The sequence below is a fragment of the Streptomyces sp. IMTB 2501 genome (assembly GCF_001953885.1).
GTDB lineage: Bacteria > Actinomycetota > Actinomycetes > Streptomycetales > Streptomycetaceae > Streptomyces.
Genome location: NZ_MQUS01000040.1, coordinates 24,002 through 43,623, shown reverse-complemented (window position 1 = coordinate 43,623; position 19,622 = coordinate 24,002). Strand labels below are relative to the sequence as shown.

Genomic DNA, 19,622 nt, shown 5'->3' with positions numbered 1-19,622 from the left:
CGTCGCGCGACCAGCCGGAGACCGCCCGCCGGTGACCACTGGCCGCACCACGCCAGCGCCCCGGCCCAGCTGCGCCTTGTTGAGGCCAGCACTACCCGGCCGAGATCCGTGGGCATGGTCGTCTGCGATGGTGATGGGGATGCCTGACGGCTGGGTTATTCATCGGCACCCGCGGACTCGTGCGGGTCCGGTCCGGGGTCAGGTGAAGCGCAGTAGTGCCTTTCGCGCATACGAGGGGAGCCGTGGGCCGTCTCCGGTCAGTTCTCACCGGCGGGCAGCGGTGACCTTCACGCTGCACTGCAGATCAGCGAGGTAGACCTGGGAGTGTCCGCTCGGGTCGAGCTTGAGCGGGCCGCCGCCTTTGGGGACTGTACCCAGGTCGACGGCCTCTCCGTTCGCGGCGTCGCGTAGGTCGAGCCCGCAGTCGCCGGCACCGTTGAAGTCCAGCACCCTCACGGATATCGGCCCGCGCGCACTGAAGGCTTCGGTGTCGCCCGTGCCGTACTCCCGGGTGAAGGGCGGCACCGCCGCCCCCGCTCCGGATCGGTGGACCACCTGGCAGCCCGGGTTGTTGGCCGCCCAGCGAAACGGTCCTGAGGTGTGGGCCAGGAACGACTTGGTGCCGTAGTTCTCAAAAACCTGCTGCTGACCGGTGTCGGTGTTGGTCAGCGTAACGGTGCAGCCAGTGTCCCGGCCCCCGATCCGGTCGCTGACGACGAGCCGCCACGGAGACGCCGCGGTGAAGCCTGCGGATGCCCGGCTGCTTCTCTCCCCGGACGGCTTGCCGTGCGAAACCTTGGCGGGCCCGGTGTGCCCCGGCAAGAGCTGGGCCGCAGCGGTTGCGCCGGCCGCGAAGACCACGGCCGCACCGGCGGCATATGCGACACGTCGGCGCCGCGGGTGCTTCGCCGGTGTGACACCCCTGAGGCCCGGCACCGCTGCGTGCGGCGACTTCACGCCGCCCCGCAGGCCGGACAGCACCCGCTCCACCTCATCCCGCATCGCCTCGGCGGTGGGGAAGCGCAGCGCCGGGTCCTTGCCCAGCGCCCGGGCCACCAGGGCGTCCACCGCCGGGCTGATCGCCTGGTTCATGCCGGACGGCGCGGGCGGCTGCTCCTGGATGTGCTTGTAGGCGATGGAGAAGGCCGTGTCCCCCTCGAACGGCGGCCTCCCGGTGAGCAGTTCGAACAGCATGCAGCCCACCGAGTAAAGGTCGGTTCGGGCATCGACGCTCCTGCCCAGCGCCTGCTCCGGTGCAAGGTACTGGGGCGTGCCCACCACCATGCCCGTCTGCGTCATGGACGTCACCCCGGACTGCAGCGCGCGGGCGATGCCGAAGTCCATCACCTTCACCACCCCGCGCGGGGTGACCATCACATTGCCCGGCTTGATGTCCCTGTGGACCAGGCCCTGTTCATGGGAGGCGGCCAGCGCCGAGAGCACATCCGCGGTGATCCTCAGAGCACGGTCGCAGGGCATCGCGCCGTGCTTGTCGATCTCCTCCCGGAGCAGTGCGGACAGCGACGCGCCCTCGACGTACTCCATGACGATGTACGGCACCGGGCCGGCGTCCGCAACGACGTCTTCACCACTGTCGAACACCGCCACGATGTTGGTGTGGCTCAGCCGCGCCACCGCCTGTGCCTCGCGGCGGAACCGCTCGCGGAAGGACGGCTCGTGGCCCAGGCCGGTGTGGAGCGTCTTGACCGCCACCGGGCGCTCCAGCACGGAGTCGTGTGCGAGGTGGACGGTGGCCATCCCGCCCTGGCCCAGCAGCTGCCGCAGCATGTACCTGCCGTGCCCCACCGTGCGCGATCCGGCGCCCGCCCCACCCGTAGTGTCATCACCCATCGGCCTCACCATCCCCCTCGCCCACCGGGACACGTACACCGCGTGCCCGTGGCCCGCAGACCACCGGGCAGCCCCGCTCGCCCCCCAAACGAGCACAAGATTATCGGCACGGACAACCGGACCACCGGCCGCGGTGACCGACGGGTCGGCACCGCGGACACCACAGGTCTGTGCGTCGGGGTACTGCCTTACTGACTTCGGCGTCGGAGGGTGCGGGTCTTCGTCGGGCCTGGTGAACGGCGTACGCCTTGGCTGGTACGCCGTAGGCATGCGGTACCAGATGCAGGCGGACTGACCGCCGTGTCGCCTGCAGCTGAACCGGCACCTCGGCCAGAGCGGCTGCGAGACGGTCGCCTCGCGCGGTCGCCGCGTGGACCTGCTCCAGCCACCGCAGCAGCGGCTTGTGCAGCGGTCGTCTCGGTCGAGATGTTCCAGCAGGTCCTCGGCGCGAAGGAGCGCCGCCTGACGGTGCGCCCGTTCCCGGTCCGCGTCCGCCTGCCGCAGCGCCTTGTGGGCCGGCATCAGGGGCGCGGCCACCCGCAGGGATGCGGCCCACGCGCGCACGAAGCCGGCGGTGGGGGTTGCCTGCTGATACAGCTGCTCCACGCGTGCGGCGACCTCGTCCAGCCGGTCTGACGCCGGCAGAAGACGCCGGGCCGAGGAATCCCTCTCGCCCGACACGGCGGCCTGGTGGGGCAGTTCGCCGCACAACGCGAGACGAGCGAGCACCAGCAGGTCACACTGGGCAGCGAAACCGAACCGCTCTTCGGGCTCGGGCGCTGGGACCGGCCACGCGGGTGTGCCCACGGACTGCAGCGACGGATCGGCCTGCAGGGCGGTGTGCTTGAGCACGGACTCGAGCCGAGCCCGGTGCCCGTCGTAGGCGGGCACCGGTGGCAGCTGCTCGTACATGTGGCGGGCCGGCGCGCCCGCATCGCTCCAGCACCCGAAACGCTGAAGACACTGCACCAGTAGTACCGCCCCACCCGTCCAGCCCGGCCGGACCAACTCCTCGAACCGTTGGTGTGGCATGTTCACACCCCCCGTCGGCCGTCTCCCATCAAGTGACGTACCGCAGGTCGTCATCGTTGAACTGGCTGTTGAGAGGGGGATCGTGCAGCGCGGCCGTCCGCACGACCGCCATCTGCGGGCTGTGCGCGGCGATCCTGCTCCACCAGAGCCGGTCGGCCGGCCGCTCAGCCTCCCGCGCAGGCTGCGCTGCGGCATGGTGGAGAATCCACGGTTCGACCTGGGGGACCTGACCGGCATCCCAGCGCGAGCGTTCGCTGCAGAGGACTCCGGGAGCCAGCGCCACGAGGTCGTGCTCGTCCTCGTCGTTGCGGTAGGCGCCGACGATCTGCGCGGCCAGACCGACCAGAGACCACACGTCCCTCTCGTGCAGCAGTGAGCGCCCATGGATCAGCAGGGCCCGCAGGACGGCCAGGTAGCGGTCCTGCAGCAGCGCAGGCCCGCAGTCGGCCAGGCTGCCCGGCAGCGGATGCCGTGCGGCGAGGGAAGCCCAGGCCCTCACCGCCGCAGCCCGCAGCAGGGCGTCCTCGCCGAGCAGACGCCGGTACAGCAGTGGCAGCACCCGGGCCACGACACCGCGCTGCTGGCCGTACTCGGCGGCTGTCCTCCGCCACCGCCGCTGCGACTTCGTGGGACGGCAGGAGGTCGAAGCGGCCGGCGTCCGGCACGGCCGGCGCCTGGAGCAGCGGCCAGGACATGTCCTTCCACGCGCATTGGCCGCCGGCCGGCAACACCCGTGCCGCCACGTCTCCCTGATGCCGACGGGCCTCCGCGCCCCGTACCGCCCGGGCGGCGTCACCGGTGGTGCGCCCAGCGCTGCCGGGCGGGATCACCAGCGCAGACCGCCGGTCGGGCGGCGGCGTGATCAGCAGGTCGGCGACCAGGTCCAGCACCGAGGGGAGGTTCGCAGCCGCGACCATGGAAGTGTGGTTCGAACTCGCCGAGTCCCTCAGCGGGACGCGGTGGTGCGGCCCCAGGGGTTCGGTAAACAGGCCGCTACGCGGGCCACGACACCCCGCAACCGGGCCGCCTCGGCGTGCTCCGGTCGCCGACTGGCGGGCGGCCGCCTCCTGGCCCGCCCGCGGGAAGGCATGCTCAGCACGAACTGAACCGGGAACCTCTCATGGGGAAGCCACCGCGGTGTCGTCCTTGGGACAGGGGAAGGTGTCGGGAGGAGTGCCCCACGTCGCGGGGTTCTGCCGGTCGGGCAGGACTCCGCAGCTGAGCAGTGTGGCCGTGATTCCGCTCGGTTGGGCGATCTCGCGGATGAACACCGCCTTGTCGGGCGGGTATTTGTTCTTGCCGTCCAGTTGCAGCACGCCGGACGCGCCGGGGTACTGGGACACGCCGTGGGCGGTGAGCCACAGGTAGATGTCGTTGGGCTGGACATCGTCGGAAGCCGGCAGGAGGTCCTCGATGACCTTGCTGACGACACCCACGGTGTCGAAGCCGCCGGCGGCGTCCGCATCCGCGCTGCGTGTACCGAAGACGGTGGCGAAGTCCTGTGTGAACTGGGCATAGGGATCCCGGGAGTCCGGGGTGGGGGCGTTCGTCGTCTCGTAGAAGAGCGTCATGTACGGGTAGGAATGCGCCGTCTGCTCGGGATGAAGCTGGAAGTCGATGGGGGAGCTCTCGGTGATCATCGGGATGGTCGTGCCTTGTGGGGGCTGGCACTGACCGCCCGCACTCTGCATCGCGTTGAGGAGGCTGGGAAGCACACCGGATCGGGCGAGGTAGACCACGATCCCGTGCGTCGCAGCGACCTTGTTGCACACTTCGCTCGCGATGTTCTCCGGCGTGGTCGCCCCGGGCTTCTCGCTGTACTTGATCTCGTCGATACCACCCTGTCGACGGTAGGCGGCGACGAACAGGTTCTTGAGGTCCGTACTGAAGGCCGTGTCGGTCGGGTCGTACACAACCACGGCGTGCGGTGTTCCGCTGGTCAGTCCGCGGACCGCGGGAGAGTGGCGGATGAATTCGGCGAGCACCGGCGCGACTCGCCCGTCGGGCGCCGAGATCTGGAAGTATCGCTGCGGCGAGTCGGGGCCGACCATGGTGCTGCCGGACACGCCGTTCGCGATGACCGGGATGCCGGCCTGGTCGAGTTCCCGGACTGCGTTCAGCGACTCGGGACGGCTCTGGGTGATGCCGATGACAGCGGCGATGTGGTCCTGCCGCTGACGGCTGATGATGATCTGTGCGACGTCCGGGTCCTTCGGCGCTGCGGCGCTGTGTGCGCCGTACTGGAAGTACTGGCCGGTGTTGGCGATGAGCAGGCGGATCGGCATCTTGTTCTGGCGGACCCCGGTGTTGAGCTTGTGCTGCTGGGCGATGGCGCCGCGCAGGATCTGCAGGCCGATCGGCGGGTCGTCGTACACGCCGTTCTGCAGACTCAGGGGAGCGAGGAAGACCAGGGTGCGGTAACGCCCGTCCGGGATCTGGGCGTTCTCCTTCGCGACCTGGTGCTCCAGGTCCCGCAGTTCCCTTCCGCGGTCTCCCTGTACGGCCAGATCACATTGGCTGCCGTCGGTGACGCCCACGCGCTCACCGGTCCTGACGGTGACGCATGAGGGAGGCGCGGGGGGCGGAGTGGGCCAGAGGTAGTGCGGGGCCAGGAGGATGCCCGCGGTCGCCGCGGCCATGACGGGCAGAGCGGCCGGACGCAACCAGTCGAGTGGGTGGTCCCGGCGAGCCATGACGCCCCAATGGGTGTCGATCTTCGACTTGGCCGTGCCCTCCGTGTCGTCCTCGGCGGGCAGCGTGACCAGGCGTACCGGCTCGTCACTGCCTTCGTTGAGGAACGTGAAGACCTTGTCGGCAATGCCATTGGGCCGGTCGGGGTCGGCGCCCAGCGGCGCGGCGTAGTCCGGAGGCGGACCCGCGCAGGCGGCCAGGACGAGCAGCGGCTTGGAGGGATGGTCACCGGCGAGTTCCTCGAACGTGCCGAGGAAGGCGCGGCCGGGGCCGTCCGCGCCGTCGATCTCGGGAATGAGGACGACGAAGGACCACCGGCGCCGTGCCCACAGATGACTCAGCCAGGTCCTTGTTCGGGTCGCTTTCCGCAGATCGGTGAGCAGCGCGCGCAAGAGGATACGTCGCACGCGGGGGTCCTCCCTGTCCAGCTCGCCGTCCTGGCAGAAGGCGAGCGCGGCGTCCAGGAAGCAGGTCGCGTTCGCTTCGTCCGCGACCCAGCGCAGGCCCCAGTGCCGCAGGTGAAACCGGTAGCAGAGCTTGGGAAAGCCGACGATCAGGGCTGCCACGAGTCCCTGCAGCCAGCCGGTCAGGAGATGCTGACCCAGGAAGTCCGCGAGGCGAGCGCAGGCACGTAGCGTTTTCCGCCTTTTGAGCAGCGCTGCGTACAGGTCGTCGAGGATCGGCTGCTGCTGGGCCTGGAAGTCGCCCGCGCCGCGTTCGGAGTCCAGTACGGCCCGGCAGGTGTGAAAGGCCGGCAACTGCAGTCTTCCCGACGGCATGGTGAGCTGGAACCGCAGTCCGACTCGGTCGATCGCGGCAAGGAATCCTCCGCTGAGCTCCACGTCGTCGACGACGGCGTGCGGTACCTGGAAGTGAGGGTTGCCCCGCCGTCGCGACAGCCGGTGCTCGTATTCCCGGACCATGAAGGCCGGTGCCCGGACATCGCCGCCGTCCTGCCTGGTGAGGATCAAGGCGGGCACCTTCTCGGCACGGGACCGCGTGGCCGCGAAGGTGTCGAGCTGACGTATGAGGCGGTCCGACCACTTGGGGTATCGCGGGGTCGAGTCCGTGGGCGTGGGGGAGTTGGGCATGCAGTTCCTCCCTCGGGGAAGTGAGGAGGCCAACATGTCATGTAAGGGAGATGTGAAAATGTACTATGTCTGCCACTGACGCCTAATGAGTGATTCGGACCGTTTCCGAGGTGACGGATGGCAGAAGCGCGATGGGGAGGCGCGAGCTTCTCGCGGCGGAAGCGAGAAGCGACAGGCGGGCGTTCAGGGTGGCAGGTCGAGGGAGAGTCCGGTCCCGGTGAGGAAGCCGTCGAGGATGTCGGGGCGGTACCGCAGCCGTTTGGGGCGATTGCAGACGAGGGTTTCGAGTCGGTGTCCGCCGCTGGTGGCGGCGTCGGGCCGCAACCACGCCGGGACGTCTACGGCCAGGACCAGACGGCCCTCGGCCGTCCGCGGCAGCGGCACCGAGGCCAGAGCCCGCCGCAGCCGGGCGACCTCGATACAGCCCCGGTTGAGACCGCCGTACAACGCGCCATGCCCGCACCGGTGTTCGGGCTCAAGAGCCGGTCCGACCAGCGTCTTCACCGGCCCGTCCGCGCACAGCAGAGCGTCCGTCAGCTCGAACAGCGCATCCGCACGACCGGTCAAGGCGTCGTGGAAGTCCGCCCGGAAGCATGGCAGTTGCGCGATCGCATCCTGCGGGACCCTCACACACGACAGGCTCATCCTCACGGCCGTCCTGCTGAGCGGTGTATCTGTGAGGGAGCACAGCATCAGCGGAAGGCCGTTCCTACGTGCCCTGATCTGGGCAAACACCACTCGCGTGTGAAACACGCCGAAGCCGGAGGATAAATTCGGCTCTTCCGAAGGAACGGGGACCCCTCCTCGATGTGCGGCTCGACGGCTAGGTTGTTGATCAGCAGCAGAGCTGATCGGAGAACCGTGTGAGCGTCCAACTGTCCGTGGGGGCGGCTGAGTCCCTGCCTGCCCTGAGGCTGCGCCCCTGGCAGGTCGCCGACGTCGACGCTCTTGTGTCCGCGCATCGGGATCCTGCCCTGCGTCGTTGGCTGACGAATGTGATCAGCAGCGACGTTGATGCTCGTCGCTGGATCGACAGTCAGCGTCAGGGCTGGGCCGCCGGCACCCGGTTCAGTTTCGCCGTTCTGGACAACGGGGGTGAAGGCTTCGGTGCGGCTGTCGGCCATGTGACGGTGAAGCTCAAGGATGAGGGCTCTGCGGAAGTGGGCTACTGGACAGCGGCCGAGGTTCGAGGGCGGGGGCTGGCCTCCCGGGCCCTGGAGGCGCTCGTGCGGTGGGTCTTCAGCAAGGAGTCTCCAGTGCCGGCGGTGCGGCTGGATCTGCTCCACGCGGTGGGTAACCATGCCTCATGTCGTGTGGCCGCGAGATGCGACTTCGGGCTCGAAGCGGTTCTGCCTGCCCAACTGCCCGCGTTTCCAACCGAGGGGCATCTGCATGTCCGCCACAAGTCGGCCCAGTCCTGAGGGGCTTGTGAAGCTCGCGATCAAGTTGTGAGGCTGTAGTTCCGCTGGTCGGGGTGGGGTAGAGGCGCTCGCGTTCGCGGGTGGTGTGGTAGCAGAGGGACTGCGCCCAATGGAGAACGTCGTCGTCGACCAGGAGCTGGTCCTTGAGGACCTGACCCGTGAACAGGTCCTGGACTGGCGCACCCGCGCCGCGAAGGACCACCAGGTCGTGTTCGACCACATCGACCGGTACGGCGAGACGTCGGCGCAGCGGCTGTTCACCGGGGAGTTTGTCGCGAAGGTGCAGCGCATGTCCCGTCTCGGGCACCTGAACCTGGGCTACACCCCCTGGGGGTCGGCATGAGCAGCGAGGTGTCCGGCGTCGACCTGACCCGGGTGGCGCTGCGCGCGGCGCCGGAGGCGGCGTGCAAGAACGGTGGCGGTCGTACGGCGCGGCGGGTGCGAGCCGCGGGACCTGGGCACCGCGATCGGCGGCGCTGAATGACCGTGCAGCGGGTGTTTCTTCGTGTCTGGGTTCAGCTCAGCGCCTCGATGGCCTTCAGGATCAGGCCGCGTGCCGCCGCCCCGTACACGGCCATGCTCCGCAACCGTTCGAAAGTCTTCGAGTAGAGGGCGATCTCGGACGGCTGCGTGACGTTCACCGAAGCCGACACCAGTTCCACGGACACAAGCGTGTCGTCGTAGATGTGGAACGTCTCTTCTGGCCACTGCGCCCGAGGCGCCGACATCGGGATGATGCCGAGCGACACCGCCGGCAGCGCGCCCACGGCGAGCAGCTGGCCGAGTTGTGCGGCCATCGCGTCCCCGTCGCCGACCTGGTAGCGCAGAACGGCCTCTTCGAGCAGGAACACGAAGCGGTGCCCGACCTCGTGGATGACACGTGAGCGGTCCATACGAGCCCGCGCCGCCTCGGCGATGTCGTCGGTGGGGAGACTGTGGAAGCGGGCAGCGATGCCGAGCACACCTGCCGCGTAGCCCTCAGTCTGTAGCAGGCCGGGAACCACGGTGGATGAATACACGCGGAACTGCTCAGTCCGGGGCTCGCGCGGCCGGCTACTGCGGTCTGGAGCATCCCCGTGGCGGGGCGTCCTGTACGAGGTCGCCGCACGACGACAAGTGGCGCGTGGACTACTACAACGACCGGAAGTCCGTCACGGACGCGAGTGGCACCGAGTGGTTCGAATAGACGCCGAGCCTGGCGCACGCCGATCGCGCCGGGCACGGGCAGGACTCCAGCAGGCTCCCTGACGGCGAATCGGGAGCAGGGTCTTGCACTGGAGACGTGGTCGTCCCCGCCCCCGTCGGGGACGACCACACCGGGTCGCCCGACGACGTCTTATCGCTCGCCGTGTGGGTGGTCAGCCGGTGCAGCCGGGGAACGGACCCGGGCGGGGCACAGTTGTCCAGGTTGTTGTTGGTCACCGTGGTAGGGCCGATTAGCGACACCGTGCCTTGGACGAGGTTCAGGATGCCTCCGCCGCTGCCCGGGCCAGCCGTCACGGTGTTGTCGGTTGCGGTGGAGGCCGCCAGCGGCCCCGTGCACACCGGCCGAGCCTCGCTGAGCGTGCGGATATGGGAGAAGCGCAGCGGTGAACTGGCCGCCGCTCTCACCCGCCGCAAGCTGCACCGCGGTGACGTTGACGCTGCCGTTCGAGCTGGAGCCGCTGCGCGAGCCGCGCGACAAGGTAGTGGCGCAGATGAATGCGCACAACGTCGCTCGACAGCCGCGGACGAAGGGCGGCCGACAGCCCAACCGGACAACGGGGCCCGCCGTCCGTCACGGACGTCCTCCGGGATGCCGACCGAGGTGGTCAGATTGTTAGCGCCGAGTGCACAACTGCGTTCGCATCGGTTCACCCGCTATGTGGTGGAGGATTTGGTGCCGGTGGTCCTTGGGAGTGGTGCCGTAGGCCGCGCGGTAGGCGCGGCTGAAGTCGGCAGCGCGAGGGAATCCCCAGCGAGCAGCAATGGCGTGGATGGGGGTGGTGCGAAGCGCTGGGTCGGCGAGGTCGCGGCGGGCCGCCTCCAGGCGTAGGCGGCGTATCCACGCGGCGACTGTGGCGTCTTCGTCCTGGAAGAGGCGGTGCAGGTAGCTGGTGGAGATGTGATGCTCGGCGGCGATCGTGCTCGGGGTCAGGTGCGGGTCGTGCAGGTGCCCTCGGATGAACGCCTGGATGCGCAGGGTGAGGGCCCGTCGATGGGTCTCCGGGGGCAGGCAGTCGTCGGCTTCGAGCAGATGGGCGAAGAGCGCGGCGACCAGAGGGATCACGACGGCGGCCAGCCGCGGCCGGTCGCAGGGCTGGTACGCGGCCGGGTCCGCGGTCAGCCGGGTGAGGAACTGGGCCAGTAGGGCTCCCATGCCTTCCCGGGCCGACACCGGCGCCCCGACGATCCGGGCGGCCACGTCGCGAGGCAGCGGCAGCAGGGCCTTGGGAATCTCCAGCGCCACCGACTGGACCGGGTCCCCGGTGCTGTAGAGGTCGTTCAGCAGCGAGGACGAGTTGATGAACAGGTCATGCGGCCTGTACTCGGTTTCCCGGTGCCGCCACACGCTGGCCCCGCTCCCGCGAACGACGAGTGACAGGTGATACGTCTCAGGGTCGGACTGCCGGATCAGCTTCGCCGTGCGCCGGAACACCAGCGGCTGGAACGTGTGAGACCACACGGTGACGGCACCGAGGTCCAGCACACGCTGCGAGGCGCGGAAGTCGTCGGCGTGATCGCTGCGCAGCTCCATGGGCGCATGAGTACGGCCCAAGAGCTCGGTCCAGTAGTCGAACCGGTCCGCCGCGGACACGTCCTCGCTCAGGAACACCATCTCATCCAACAACTGTCTCTTCACCGTTTCTGAAACCGCAGGTCAAAGACTCTCCCTGGGGATGACGGAGCAACGGAACGCCCCGGTTCCATTCGCGCCGGCCGGATGCTGCGGACCGCTGCCGGGCGTCGTATGCGGGGCAGCTTGATGTCGATCCAGGCTCGCGAGTAAGGACTGGCATCAGAATGAGGTCTCTGAGGCTCGGGGATGACGGCATGTCAGTTCGCGTTGGCGTGGCCCGGCGGCCTATGGAGGCTGGACTCCGGACCAGGCATCGACCTCGCACTGTCTGTCGGCATTGTTCCCTGCGGTCACGACTGTGCCGTTGGCACGCAGGCCGAGGGTGTGCGTTGAACCGGCCGCCACGGCGACAATGTCGCGCCAATCGCCGACTTCGCACTGTCCGTAGCTGTTGTCTCCCGCTGCGAGGACCCGCCGGGACGCAGTGACCCCGACGGTGTGGTAGCTGCCCGCGTCGAGCGCCACCACGTCTTCCCACTCATCGACCTCGCACGCCCCGGTTGCCCGGTCTCCGGTCGCTACTGCCCGCCCATCGGCTCTGAGGCCGACGGTATGGAGATACCCGGCCGAAATGGCAGCCAGGTCATGCCATCCTTCAACGGCACACTGCCGTCGTCGGTTGTTCCCCGCGGCCAGTGCAGAACCGTCTGACCGGACGCCGACCGAGTGCCAGTCACCACATGAGAGGACGACCATCTCGCGCCAGGACTGCACGTCGCACTGTCCTTCCGAACTCCGGCCAACTGCTAGCACGCGGCCATTCGCGAGTAGCCCGAGCGTGCGGCGCCAGCCTGCTGCCACGGCCGTGACGCCTCGCCATCCGGCGACATCACATTGCCCATCACCATTCCACCCCGTTGCCAGCACCGTGCCGTCCGACCGCAGTCCCACCGTATGAGACCCGCCCGTGTTCGTCGCGGTATGGACGTTGCCGGCTGCCACCGCGACGACGTCTTCCCATCGCTCGACACGACATTCAGCGGCTGAGGTATTGCCCACAGCGAGAACGGTTCCATCCCAGCGCCGTCCGACCGAATGACGCCTTCCGGCCGCCAGCGCCGACGAGTTAGCGAGCATTCCGCCTCCTTGTGCTCGGCGCGAGTTCGAGACATGGGATTCCACCCTACTTTGGACTGGAATCAGAGCGAGGTCCTCAGTCGTCGCCAGCAGATGAGAGCACAACCGAGTGTGATGAAGGCCTGGTGGATGTCGTCGCAGATCTCCCAGCGGATACGTAGGCGGCGGAACCAGTGCAGCAGTGCAATGGCGCCTTCCACAACCCAGCGCTGTACGCCGAGTCCGGAGCCGTGTTCGGTGCCGCCTCGGGCGATGTGCGGGGTGATCTCGAACCGTCGGGCCTGGTCGCGGTAGCTCTCGTGGTCGTAGCTGCGGTCGGCGTAGAGGTGCTTCGGGCGGCGCAGCGGTTGGCCACGTTTGCCTCGGATCGGCGCGACGCTCGGATCAGTGCGATCAGCTGGGTCACGTCGTTGCGGTTGCCGCCGGTCAGCGTGGCGGCCGGCGGGATGCCGTGGGCCTCGACGATCACGCGGTGATTGCTGCCGGCCCGTCCCCGGTCCACCGGGGACGGGCCGGCGGCCGCACCACCCTTCATCGCCCGCAGATGGCTGGAGTCGACCGACGCCCGGGACAGATCCAGTATTCCGACCGCCCGTAGTTGTGCACGAAGTCGTGTACCGACTCGTCGCCGAGGACGGCCTGCGGTCAGGGGTTGCCCGTCCAGACGATCCGGTCGGCGAAGCCGCCCCGCTCACCCGCCTTGGCCTCACGGATCTTCTCCAGCTGATCCGCGTCGACCCCCAGGTCCGCGGCGAGCGCGCGCACGACCTCCAGCACGTCCGCGAGTTCCTCCGGCGCCGAGTCCTCGTCCGCCTCAAGGAACTCGGCGACCTCCTCGCCGAGCTTGTCCCTCAGCCGGCTGCGGTATTCCTCCCGGCCACCGGTGTAGGTGACCGGCTCGGCCGCGTCTTCCCGGATGCTCTGCGGAATCCGGTCCCGCACCAACTTGCCGTGCTGCTGTAGGGCTCCACCCGTGCCCTCCCGCACCTGTGACGGCACTGCCGTGCGGGGGAGCCGACGCAAGACCCCAGCGTCCCGCTGCGGCCAGGCCCCGCTGGCACAGCCGTGGTCAGGGCCTGGTGAGGCAGGTCGGAACACGGGGTGGGGGCTTGGGAATCGCCGGACCGGGGCAGCTGGTAGCCCTGGCCCGGCCCCCCGACGCCGATCAGCTTGACGATGCTGCCCTTCCGGCTTCCTGCACGCTCTGGTCAGACCGCGCGCTGGTAGATCCGGATCTCGGTAGCGATGGCTGCGTAGGCACCGCCGTCGGGGTCACCGTGCAGTTGGAGGACGTCGTGTCCTTCTGCGGTGAACTCGTAGGTGACCTCGTGCCAGTAATTCTCTTTGCTGGGGTCGTCGACGAGCGTTTTGAGGGCGCCGAGGTTGTAAGTGATGCGGGTGGCGGTGTTGCCGTTGACCTGGATCCAGAACTTGGCGTCCTTGTTGAAGTCCCCGCCGTTGTTGTGGCCGGCCCGCATCTTGACCGTCACCCGGTGACCAGGGGCGGTCAGGAGCTCCTGCTGGATCTCCCCGGCTTCGGTACCGTTGAGGTTGACGGCTTGTGAGAGGTTGCCAGTCCTGGCGAACCCGGCGCTGAAGATGTCGATGTTGCCGCTGGTGACGGCCCAGCCGTCCAGGCTCGGATTGCTGCTCACGGTGAGCCACTGGTCTGTGACGTGCGGGCCCAGGAATCGCGGGTTGACCACGTGCAGCTCCTGGCCCAGACCTTCGTAGTAGGCGTTGGGCTTGGCCTGCGGGCTGTTGGACAGGTCGATGATCTTGCCGTACGCGGGCATGCTGATACTCCTTCGATTGACGTCTGCCGGGTGCTGGTCTTGCGGGGTCAGGTGGGCTGCCACTAGGGGCGGTCTCGTCCTTCACGGTGGCGATCTGGGCCTCCTGCGCCCGCAGCAGGTTCTTCGTATGGGCCTCGTCTCTGGAGGCCTCCCGCCGCAGCTTTTGTGGCAGGGCTCTGAGTACGAGTGGCGACGCCGACGCCGCTCGCTTTACGACTCGATGGGTATCCGGCTCAGGCCAAAGGCCGACCCACTCCTGTTCATGCCTCACCCAGTCGGGGGCCCGGTTTCACTGCAGGAACGCCACTGCACACCGCCAGTCGCACGCAAACCTGGGGCGCGTTGCTGTGCGTCGCCGTGGGCCGTCACGGCGCCCGGCAGGCGGCTTTGATCTCCCGCATCGTCATGCCGCGTACAGCTCGACCCTCGACATCCGCGGTATGACCAGGGCCTTTCGCCAGGAACACCCCGATGCTCGCGTGGCAAGGACCCCGGTGACTTCAAACTGGGGTTCTGGTCCAACTTCTGTGGAGTCGTCACGCTCTGTAATGCCTCAGGAATGGATGGTCCTTCGTGACTCGTTGACAGACCGGTTTGGGATCATGCCCGCATGGACTTCGATCTCTCCCCACCAATCGGCGTTGGCCCGTTGCGGATCGGTATGACTCGGCAATCGGCCAACGCGGCGTTGGACTCGTTCCGCGATCTCTCCGCGGTCTCGGAGTCAGACCGGCCGGGTCAGCGCATATTCCGTCCCAGTGGACTGATGATCAGCATCCACTGCATGCGAGACATGCTCGAAGCCATTGAGCTTGGGAGGCCGTCGGCTCAGACAGACCGAGTCATCTTCCGGGGCCTGGACGTGTTCGCGATCCCGGCCCGCGAGCTGGTGCAACGCATGGGCGAGTACACCTCGATTGAGGCAGACCCCGACGACCCGGCGTCTTTGGTCGTCTCTGACCTGCTCCTGAGCTTCTGGCGCCCGTTCACGGCCGACGACGAGCCAGAGGAAGAGCAGGGCTACTACTTCAGTTCGGTCCTGCTGGCACGGCCTGGCTACTACGACACCCCTGCTCAGGCCGCGGAGCGACTCCAGCAGAGCTCGTGACTGTCCTGTCAGGATGCCAGCAGGACTCGTTTCCGCAGAAGGCCGAAGCCGGCCCGGCCGTACATCTGACGCTTGATCATTCACCGGGTCAGTCAAGCCTTTTTCGCCTATCGCAGCCTGAACAGGAGAAATAGACTCCCCCACCGTCCTCTGCCGCATGTCGGTGGGCCAGTGCGAAGACCCGCATGGCCTGTCCCCCGTGTCTTGGCGAATGTGCCGGTAGCCGGGGATCCAAGAGAGTCGCGAGCCGGGGACGAGAGGGCCCGTCAGCCCAGTTGCGCCAGCGCCTCGGTGGCAATGCGCTCGAAGACGTCCTCGTCCGAGGCGAAGTCCGAGTCCGGGATCGGCGAGTGGATGACGATCTCGGTAAAGCCGAGTTCTCTGTGCTTGCCAGCGAAGTCGACGGAGGCGTCGAGGGACTTCAGGAGACGGCCGCGGTCCGGCGTGAAACCAGTGAGCAGGATCTTGTCCATGGAGTCGGCGTCACGGCCGAAGTTCGCGCATGCCTTGCCCAGCTTCTCAGCCTGGTCACGCAGGGCCTGCCGGGACTGCTCAGGGGTACCCGTCTCGTACAGCTTGGGGTCGCCGGTCGTTACCCACGCCTGCCCGTGGCGCGCGGCGAGCCGCAGCCCGCGCGGGCCGGTGGCCGCCACGGCGAAAGGCAGCCGGGGCCGCTGTACACAGCCCTGGATGTTGCGCGCCTCGTGCGCCGAGTAGAAATCGCCCTCGTAGGAAACCGAGTCCTCGGTCAGCAGCCGGTCGAGCAGCGGGACGAATTCAGCGAGCCGGTCGGCACGCTCACGCGGAGTCCAGGGCTCCTGGCCGAGCACGGTGGCGTCGAAGCCGTTGCCGCCCGCGCCGATACCCAGCGTGATTCGGCCGCCGGACACGTCGTCGAGCGAGATCAGCTCCTTGGCGAGAGTGACCGGGTGCCTGAAATTTGGCGACGTGACGAGAGTGCCCAAGCGCATCCGCTCGGTGACACTGGTAGCTGCCGTCAGCGTCGGTACGGCCCCGAACCACGGACCGTCCCGGAACGAACGTCAGGAGAGATGGTCGTAGGTGTACGCGGTGTGGAACCCGAGCTCCTCCGCGCGCTGCCATGCGACACGGCCTCCCTCGTGCCAGCGGCGGTACGGGAGGATCACGGTGCTCAGACGCAGACTCATGGCTCAGAGCCGACGGCGCCCGTCGACGAGTCCGGGAAAACGCCCGGCGCGGAGCCGCTCGTCGAACCTGCCACACCCGCTTCAGTAGTGGGATCGAACCCTTACCGGGGTTCCTGGCCGTGCCGTGTGGTGGTGTACTTCCTGATCAGCGCCACACGGTACAGGGGAGGAACAAGCACACCATCCCCGAACGCCGTGCCCAACAAGCTCACAGCCAATGCCGTGGCAACAGCGGCGGAAGGCCCGCCAGCTTTGACTCGGAACGCTATAGGAGGGCTGTCTCGTAAACGATCTCTCACTTGTATTCGAGACTGCTCGCTGTCTGGTCGCCCCGTGAGAGTGAGACTGTGTGCGATGCCAAGCGTGGGATGGAGGACTCCGTCGCCTTTGAGGCGGGAGCTGCGGAGGATCTTCATCGTGTGGCTGGTACGGCCGGTGCCATCTTCGGTGATGACGAGGTCATCCTGGGTGGCGCGGTAGAAGTCCCTCTGTCCGGACACGTCATGCCCTGCTGCGCACGCTGGCGCGCACCGGCCTCCGGGGCTCGCTCAGCGAGGGCAAACTGGCTGTTCGGCTGTCCGAGCTCCCCCGAAGGCCACGCTCGTCGTCACTGCGCTGCTGACCCAGGCTGGGAGGCCGGTGCAGAACAGTCCCAGGATGCGAAGTCCTGACGAACCGCATCGGTGTATCGGGGGCAGGCTTGTGTCGCTGGAAGGGAAGTTGTACAGGCGTGTTCTACCAGTAGTGGCGTCGGCCGCCGACCGCGTGGCCGAAGGAGCCGAGGAGGAACAGGACGACTCCGATGAGGAGCAGGATGATCCCGATCGTCCACAGGATGCCGATGTTCAGGACGAATCCGACGACGAGCAGGATGATGCCAAGTGCGATCACGGCGTTCTTCTTTCTCTCCGGCCGGTGTGCCGGCCGCTGTGAGGCGGGATGCGGTTCACTTCCTGGACCCGTTGCGCCTCGCCTCACGGGTGTGTTTGTCAGGTGGTGAGCAGGCGGTTGAAGAACGAGCGATAGTGGCGCAGGGCCCTGCGCAGAACTTCGGTGTCGACCTGCTCGCCTCGGCTCCAGTGCTCTTCGAGGTTCTTCTTGTGCTCGTCGAACATCGCGGCGAGCGTCTGCATGACCTTGGCGACCAGGTTGTCCGCGGCCTGTACCGCCTGGCGAGGATCGTCAACGAAGGCACCCTGGATGTTCTCCCACTCCTTACGGAAGCCTTCCTCGTCCTGCGATGTCAGCAGTTGCGGCATCTCGTCGGCGTCTGTGGTCCGTGCGCCCGCCGCCTCGTCCGCCGCGGGGGTGGCCTCGTCGCGGGAGGCGAGGTCGTGGGCCGCATCCGTTCTGTCGTCGCCCTCGCTCGGGTAGACCGGGGGCGGTGGAGTGGTATTCGACGCTGCGTCGGCCTTGCGGGGCTGGGCGAGGTTCTCCGTGGACAGCCCGCTGTCACGAGTGTGCGGTGTGTCGTCGCGTTGCATGTCTCCTCCGTGGTTCGGTCCCGGCTGCCCGAAGGTCAGGCCGGGGCGTGGCGGGTCTGGCCGCCGTCGGAGAGAAGTTCGTCGAACAGCGCCCGGTAGTGCACCATGGCGCCGCGCAGTTGCTCGGTGGTGGCCTTGTGACTCGCACTGAGTTTGTCGATCTCGTGAGCGGCTCGGTAGTGCTCGAGGGTGCGGCCGTGCTCGACGGAGAGATCCTTGAGCTGCTGGCCGTAGCTTTCGGTGGGGTAGCCGCGGTCCTGCATCAGGGAGGTCACCAGATGGTCCGCGTCGTGTACGGCGTCCTCGGGCCGGTCCACGAACTCGTGCTGCACGTGGTCCCAGTCCCGTGAGTAGCGCTCGCGGAGACGATCGGGCAGAGGCTTGATGTCGAGTTTGTCGTGCCGTTTCTCGCGTGCGCTGAGCTCCCGCTCGGCGGCGAGCCTGCTGTCGGCGCCGTCGACGGTCCGTTCGTACTCGGGGCCGAAGCGCTGACGCAGAGCCCGGTGCCGCAGGAAAAGAGCCAGGGCCGCGGCAATCAGCACGACGACCACTGCGACGGGAATGACGATCGCCAAAAGCATGCCGGTAGACATCTGACCGACCTCCTCATGGATGGGCGATATCCGCCGTGTTCCCAATTTGTGTTAATTGGTGCTCCATAGTCGGGCTTTGGGCCTCCTCCCTGCGGCAGGCGCCGGCGCATGAGATCCGGAACGCAAGCCCGGCTTCAGCATCGGACCATCAAGACCGACCCCAGCAGCTCAGATCCCGCCGGCCCAAACCTCCCTGACAGCGAATGCCGGTCCGCCGCCGGTGTTGCGTGTTCTGGCGACGGCTGCGGTGAGTTGCTGCCGGACCGGGCCGGGCAGGGGCGCGCCTTGGACAGTGGTGACGACGTCCTCGGCGAGGCGGTGCAGTTTCGTGTTGGTGTTCTGGGACGCTGTGACCAGTACCTGCCACGCCTCGTCGGGGTTCAGACCGAAAGAGGCCATGAGGATGCCGCGTGCCAGGTCGATGTCCGGGTGGGTGCGCAGCGCGCGCCTCAGCTGGACGACTTCGGTCCGCAGGAGGTCGTCGTCGGTTTCTTCGCGTGGCGGCCCGGGCTTTCGGTCGGGCGGGTCAGCATGCTCGTGGGCGGGGGAGAAGAGGCTGTGGGTGTCGGTATAGGTCAGCAGTCGTTCGACGGCGGGGCTGGCCGTGATGACGGTGACCGTCTTCCCCGCCGCGACTGCGTCGCGGCGGGCGGCCAGCAGCACGTTGAGTGCAGAGCAGTCCGCGAAGTGAAGTTCGCTGAGGTCCAGGTCCACACCCTCTGCCGACCGCATGATTGCATCGCGCAGGGCGTGCCGGAGGCTCTGGCAGTTGTCGAGGCAGAACTCTCCGCTTACGGTGACGGTCACGCGGATCCCGGCTGGCCCTGCCTGCACCGGCAGTGCGCCGGTGGACGGTGGCGTGCGGTCGGCTTCGTCGCTGGCGAGCGGTGTGTCCGGGGACGGTAGCGTCGTCATGCTCGCCTCCTCCGGTCCTCCGGGGTTTTCTTCTCCAGGCTCAGCCGCCTCTACGTGACACGTCAACCCCTACACGAATTTATCTTCGTGTTTTTGGGTGCGTGAACGTGTGGTCGTAACATGGAGTCGTGACAGAAGTCCATGGAGTGCCCGAGCCGCACACGGGGTGGACGTTTCTGACCAATCATGCGCGCGTGCTGGCCAGCATCGCCGACAACCACCACGCGCGGGTCCGTGACATCGCGGCGCGATGCCGGCTCACGGAACGGGCCGTCCAGAAGATCATCGCGGACCTGGAGCAGGACGGATACCTCTCCCACACCCGCCACGGCCGCGCCAATCAGTACAGCATCGACCCGGACAAGGTGCTGCGCCACCCGGCCGAGGAGGGCGTGACCGTAGCCTGCCTGCTGTCGATGCTGGCCAGGGACGAGGACGAACGCCGCGGCGCCAGCGACCATGCCCGGCCCGATTCGTGAGGGGATGCGGTCTGCCGCGACCTACAAGTTCTGCCCGCCGGTCAGGGAATGAGCCGCCGGTTGGTTGTCCGACGAG

General features: G+C 67.8%; 17 protein-coding genes and 5 pseudogenes. 6 read left to right on the top strand and 16 right to left on the bottom strand.

The window, feature by feature from the left end:
• Window positions 1-264: 264 nt before the first annotated feature.
• The 5 genes and pseudogenes from AV521_RS53050 to AV521_RS40945 all read right to left on the bottom strand — a co-directional run.
• On the bottom strand, window positions 265-525 hold the full coding sequence (locus AV521_RS53050; RefSeq protein ID WP_371917106.1) for a hypothetical protein: 261 nt from the start codon (window positions 523-525) through the stop codon (window positions 265-267).
• A gap of 173 nt (window positions 526-698) precedes the next feature.
• Window positions 699-1,851 (bottom strand): annotated as a pseudogene (locus AV521_RS47195) (protein kinase); the annotation flags it as partial.
• A gap of 1,060 nt (window positions 1,852-2,911) precedes the next feature.
• On the bottom strand, window positions 2,912-3,442 hold the full coding sequence (locus AV521_RS40955; protein WP_143658739.1) for a hypothetical protein: 531 nt from the start codon (window positions 3,440-3,442) through the stop codon (window positions 2,912-2,914).
• Window positions 3,443-4,001: 559 nt separating this feature from the next.
• On the bottom strand, window positions 4,002-6,665 hold the full coding sequence (locus AV521_RS40950) for an ABC transporter substrate-binding protein (protein WP_076096412.1): 2,664 nt from the start codon (window positions 6,663-6,665) through the stop codon (window positions 4,002-4,004).
• Between the two features lie 300 nt (window positions 6,666-6,965).
• Window positions 6,966-7,310 (bottom strand): annotated as a pseudogene (locus tag AV521_RS40945) (transposase); the annotation flags it as partial.
• Window positions 7,311-7,528: 218 nt separating this feature from the next.
• On the opposite strand from AV521_RS40945, the gene AV521_RS40940 reads away from it, so the two are divergent.
• The 3 genes from AV521_RS40940 to AV521_RS48285 all read left to right on the top strand — a co-directional run bounded on the left by AV521_RS40940 (window position 7,529) and on the right by AV521_RS48285 (window position 8,566).
• Complete coding sequence (locus tag AV521_RS40940; RefSeq protein WP_076096408.1) at window positions 7,529-8,086, top strand: GNAT family N-acetyltransferase; 558 nt, start codon at window positions 7,529-7,531, stop codon at window positions 8,084-8,086.
• A gap of 109 nt (window positions 8,087-8,195) precedes the next feature.
• The gene (locus AV521_RS40935; RefSeq protein WP_076096406.1) at window positions 8,196-8,429 is read left to right on the top strand and encodes a hypothetical protein; all 234 of its coding nucleotides are present in this window, start codon (window positions 8,196-8,198) and stop codon (window positions 8,427-8,429) included.
• Complete coding sequence (locus AV521_RS48285; protein WP_256725916.1) at window positions 8,426-8,566, top strand: hypothetical protein; 141 nt, start codon at window positions 8,426-8,428, stop codon at window positions 8,564-8,566. Before AV521_RS40935 ends, AV521_RS48285 begins: the two co-directional genes overlap by 4 nt.
• A gap of 35 nt (window positions 8,567-8,601) precedes the next feature.
• Here AV521_RS48285 and AV521_RS40930 read toward each other — a convergent pair.
• Window positions 8,602-9,120, bottom strand: a pseudogene (locus tag AV521_RS40930) (DUF5753 domain-containing protein); the annotation flags it as partial.
• On the opposite strand from AV521_RS40930, the gene AV521_RS49815 reads away from it, so the two are divergent.
• Window positions 9,096-9,272 carry a hypothetical protein gene (locus AV521_RS49815; RefSeq protein ID WP_179023774.1) on the top strand — a complete coding sequence of 59 codons (177 nt, stop codon included), beginning with the start codon at window positions 9,096-9,098 and terminating at the stop codon, window positions 9,270-9,272. The pseudogene AV521_RS40930 and the gene AV521_RS49815 overlap by 25 nt on opposite strands.
• Window positions 9,273-9,905: 633 nt before the next feature.
• On the opposite strand, the gene AV521_RS40925 is transcribed toward AV521_RS49815, so the two are convergent.
• The 5 genes and pseudogenes from AV521_RS40925 to AV521_RS40905 form a co-directional block, all read right to left on the bottom strand.
• Window positions 9,906-10,904, bottom strand: a complete 999-nt coding sequence (locus tag AV521_RS40925) for a helix-turn-helix domain-containing protein (protein WP_305965219.1) — start codon at window positions 10,902-10,904, stop codon at window positions 9,906-9,908.
• A 246-nt stretch (window positions 10,905-11,150) separates the two neighbouring features.
• On the bottom strand, window positions 11,151-12,002 hold the full coding sequence (locus AV521_RS40920; RefSeq protein WP_076096402.1) for a chromosome condensation regulator: 852 nt from the start codon (window positions 12,000-12,002) through the stop codon (window positions 11,151-11,153).
• 62 nt (window positions 12,003-12,064) lie between these two features.
• Window positions 12,065-12,612: pseudogene (locus AV521_RS51810) on the bottom strand (IS5 family transposase); the annotation flags it as partial.
• Window positions 12,613-12,647: 35 nt separating this feature from the next.
• Window positions 12,648-13,025, bottom strand: a complete 378-nt coding sequence (locus AV521_RS40910; RefSeq protein ID WP_256725915.1) for a nucleoside triphosphate pyrophosphohydrolase — start codon at window positions 13,023-13,025, stop codon at window positions 12,648-12,650.
• A gap of 185 nt (window positions 13,026-13,210) precedes the next feature.
• Window positions 13,211-13,798, bottom strand: coding sequence for a hypothetical protein (locus AV521_RS40905; protein WP_076096400.1), 588 nt, complete (start codon window positions 13,796-13,798; stop codon window positions 13,211-13,213).
• A 610-nt stretch (window positions 13,799-14,408) separates the two neighbouring features.
• Between AV521_RS40905 and AV521_RS40900 the strand changes: the two genes are divergently transcribed.
• Window positions 14,409-14,906, top strand: coding sequence for a hypothetical protein (locus tag AV521_RS40900; RefSeq protein ID WP_076096398.1), 498 nt, complete (start codon window positions 14,409-14,411; stop codon window positions 14,904-14,906).
• 266 nt (window positions 14,907-15,172) lie between these two features.
• Here the strand turns inward: AV521_RS40900 and AV521_RS40895 are convergent.
• The 5 genes and pseudogenes from AV521_RS40895 to AV521_RS40880 all read right to left on the bottom strand — a co-directional run bounded on the left by AV521_RS40895 (window position 15,173) and on the right by AV521_RS40880 (window position 19,133).
• Window positions 15,173-16,075 (bottom strand): annotated as a pseudogene (locus tag AV521_RS40895) (LLM class flavin-dependent oxidoreductase).
• Window positions 16,076-16,810: 735 nt separating this feature from the next.
• Entirely contained in the window at window positions 16,811-16,966 is a 156-nt protein-coding gene (locus AV521_RS48915; protein WP_023544658.1) for a DUF6131 family protein, read from the bottom strand.
• Between the two features lie 98 nt (window positions 16,967-17,064).
• Window positions 17,065-17,559: a hypothetical protein gene (locus AV521_RS40890; protein ID WP_076096396.1), complete on the bottom strand. Its 495-nt coding sequence runs from the start codon at window positions 17,557-17,559 to the stop codon at window positions 17,065-17,067.
• A 35-nt stretch (window positions 17,560-17,594) separates the two neighbouring features.
• Complete coding sequence (locus tag AV521_RS40885) at window positions 17,595-18,152, bottom strand: hypothetical protein (RefSeq protein WP_107481155.1); 558 nt, start codon at window positions 18,150-18,152, stop codon at window positions 17,595-17,597.
• 168 nt (window positions 18,153-18,320) lie between these two features.
• Window positions 18,321-19,133 carry an ANTAR domain-containing protein gene (locus AV521_RS40880; RefSeq protein ID WP_256725914.1) on the bottom strand — a complete coding sequence of 271 codons (813 nt, stop codon included), beginning with the start codon at window positions 19,131-19,133 and terminating at the stop codon, window positions 18,321-18,323.
• A 62-nt stretch (window positions 19,134-19,195) separates the two neighbouring features.
• Here AV521_RS40880 and AV521_RS40875 point away from each other — a divergent pair, with 62 nt between their 5' ends.
• On the top strand, window positions 19,196-19,546 hold the full coding sequence (locus AV521_RS40875) for a helix-turn-helix domain-containing protein (RefSeq protein ID WP_076096394.1): 351 nt from the start codon (window positions 19,196-19,198) through the stop codon (window positions 19,544-19,546).
• Window positions 19,547-19,622 lie beyond the last annotated feature (76 nt).

Excerpts from the sequence above, each read along its gene's own strand:
- AV521_RS40950 (WP_076096412.1), bottom strand. The coding sequence starts at position 6,665 with ATGCCCAACTCCCCCACGCCCACGGACTCGACCCCGCGATACCCCAAG.
- AV521_RS40935 (WP_076096406.1), top strand. The coding sequence starts at position 8,196 with ATGGAGAACGTCGTCGTCGACCAGGAGCTGGTCCTTGAGGACCTGACC.
- AV521_RS48285 (WP_256725916.1), top strand. The coding sequence starts at position 8,426 with ATGAGCAGCGAGGTGTCCGGCGTCGACCTGACCCGGGTGGCGCTGCGC.
- AV521_RS49815 (WP_179023774.1), top strand. The coding sequence starts at position 9,096 with ATGAATACACGCGGAACTGCTCAGTCCGGGGCTCGCGCGGCCGGCTAC.
- AV521_RS40925 (WP_305965219.1), bottom strand. The coding sequence starts at position 10,904 with ATGGTGTTCCTGAGCGAGGACGTGTCCGCGGCGGACCGGTTCGACTAC.
- AV521_RS40920 (WP_076096402.1), bottom strand. The coding sequence starts at position 12,002 with ATGCTCGCTAACTCGTCGGCGCTGGCGGCCGGAAGGCGTCATTCGGTC.
- AV521_RS40905 (WP_076096400.1), bottom strand. The coding sequence starts at position 13,798 with ATGCCCGCGTACGGCAAGATCATCGACCTGTCCAACAGCCCGCAGGCC.
- AV521_RS40900 (WP_076096398.1), top strand. The coding sequence starts at position 14,409 with ATGGACTTCGATCTCTCCCCACCAATCGGCGTTGGCCCGTTGCGGATC.
- AV521_RS40890 (WP_076096396.1), bottom strand. The coding sequence starts at position 17,559 with ATGCAACGCGACGACACACCGCACACTCGTGACAGCGGGCTGTCCACG.
- AV521_RS40885 (WP_107481155.1), bottom strand. The coding sequence starts at position 18,152 with ATGTCTACCGGCATGCTTTTGGCGATCGTCATTCCCGTCGCAGTGGTC.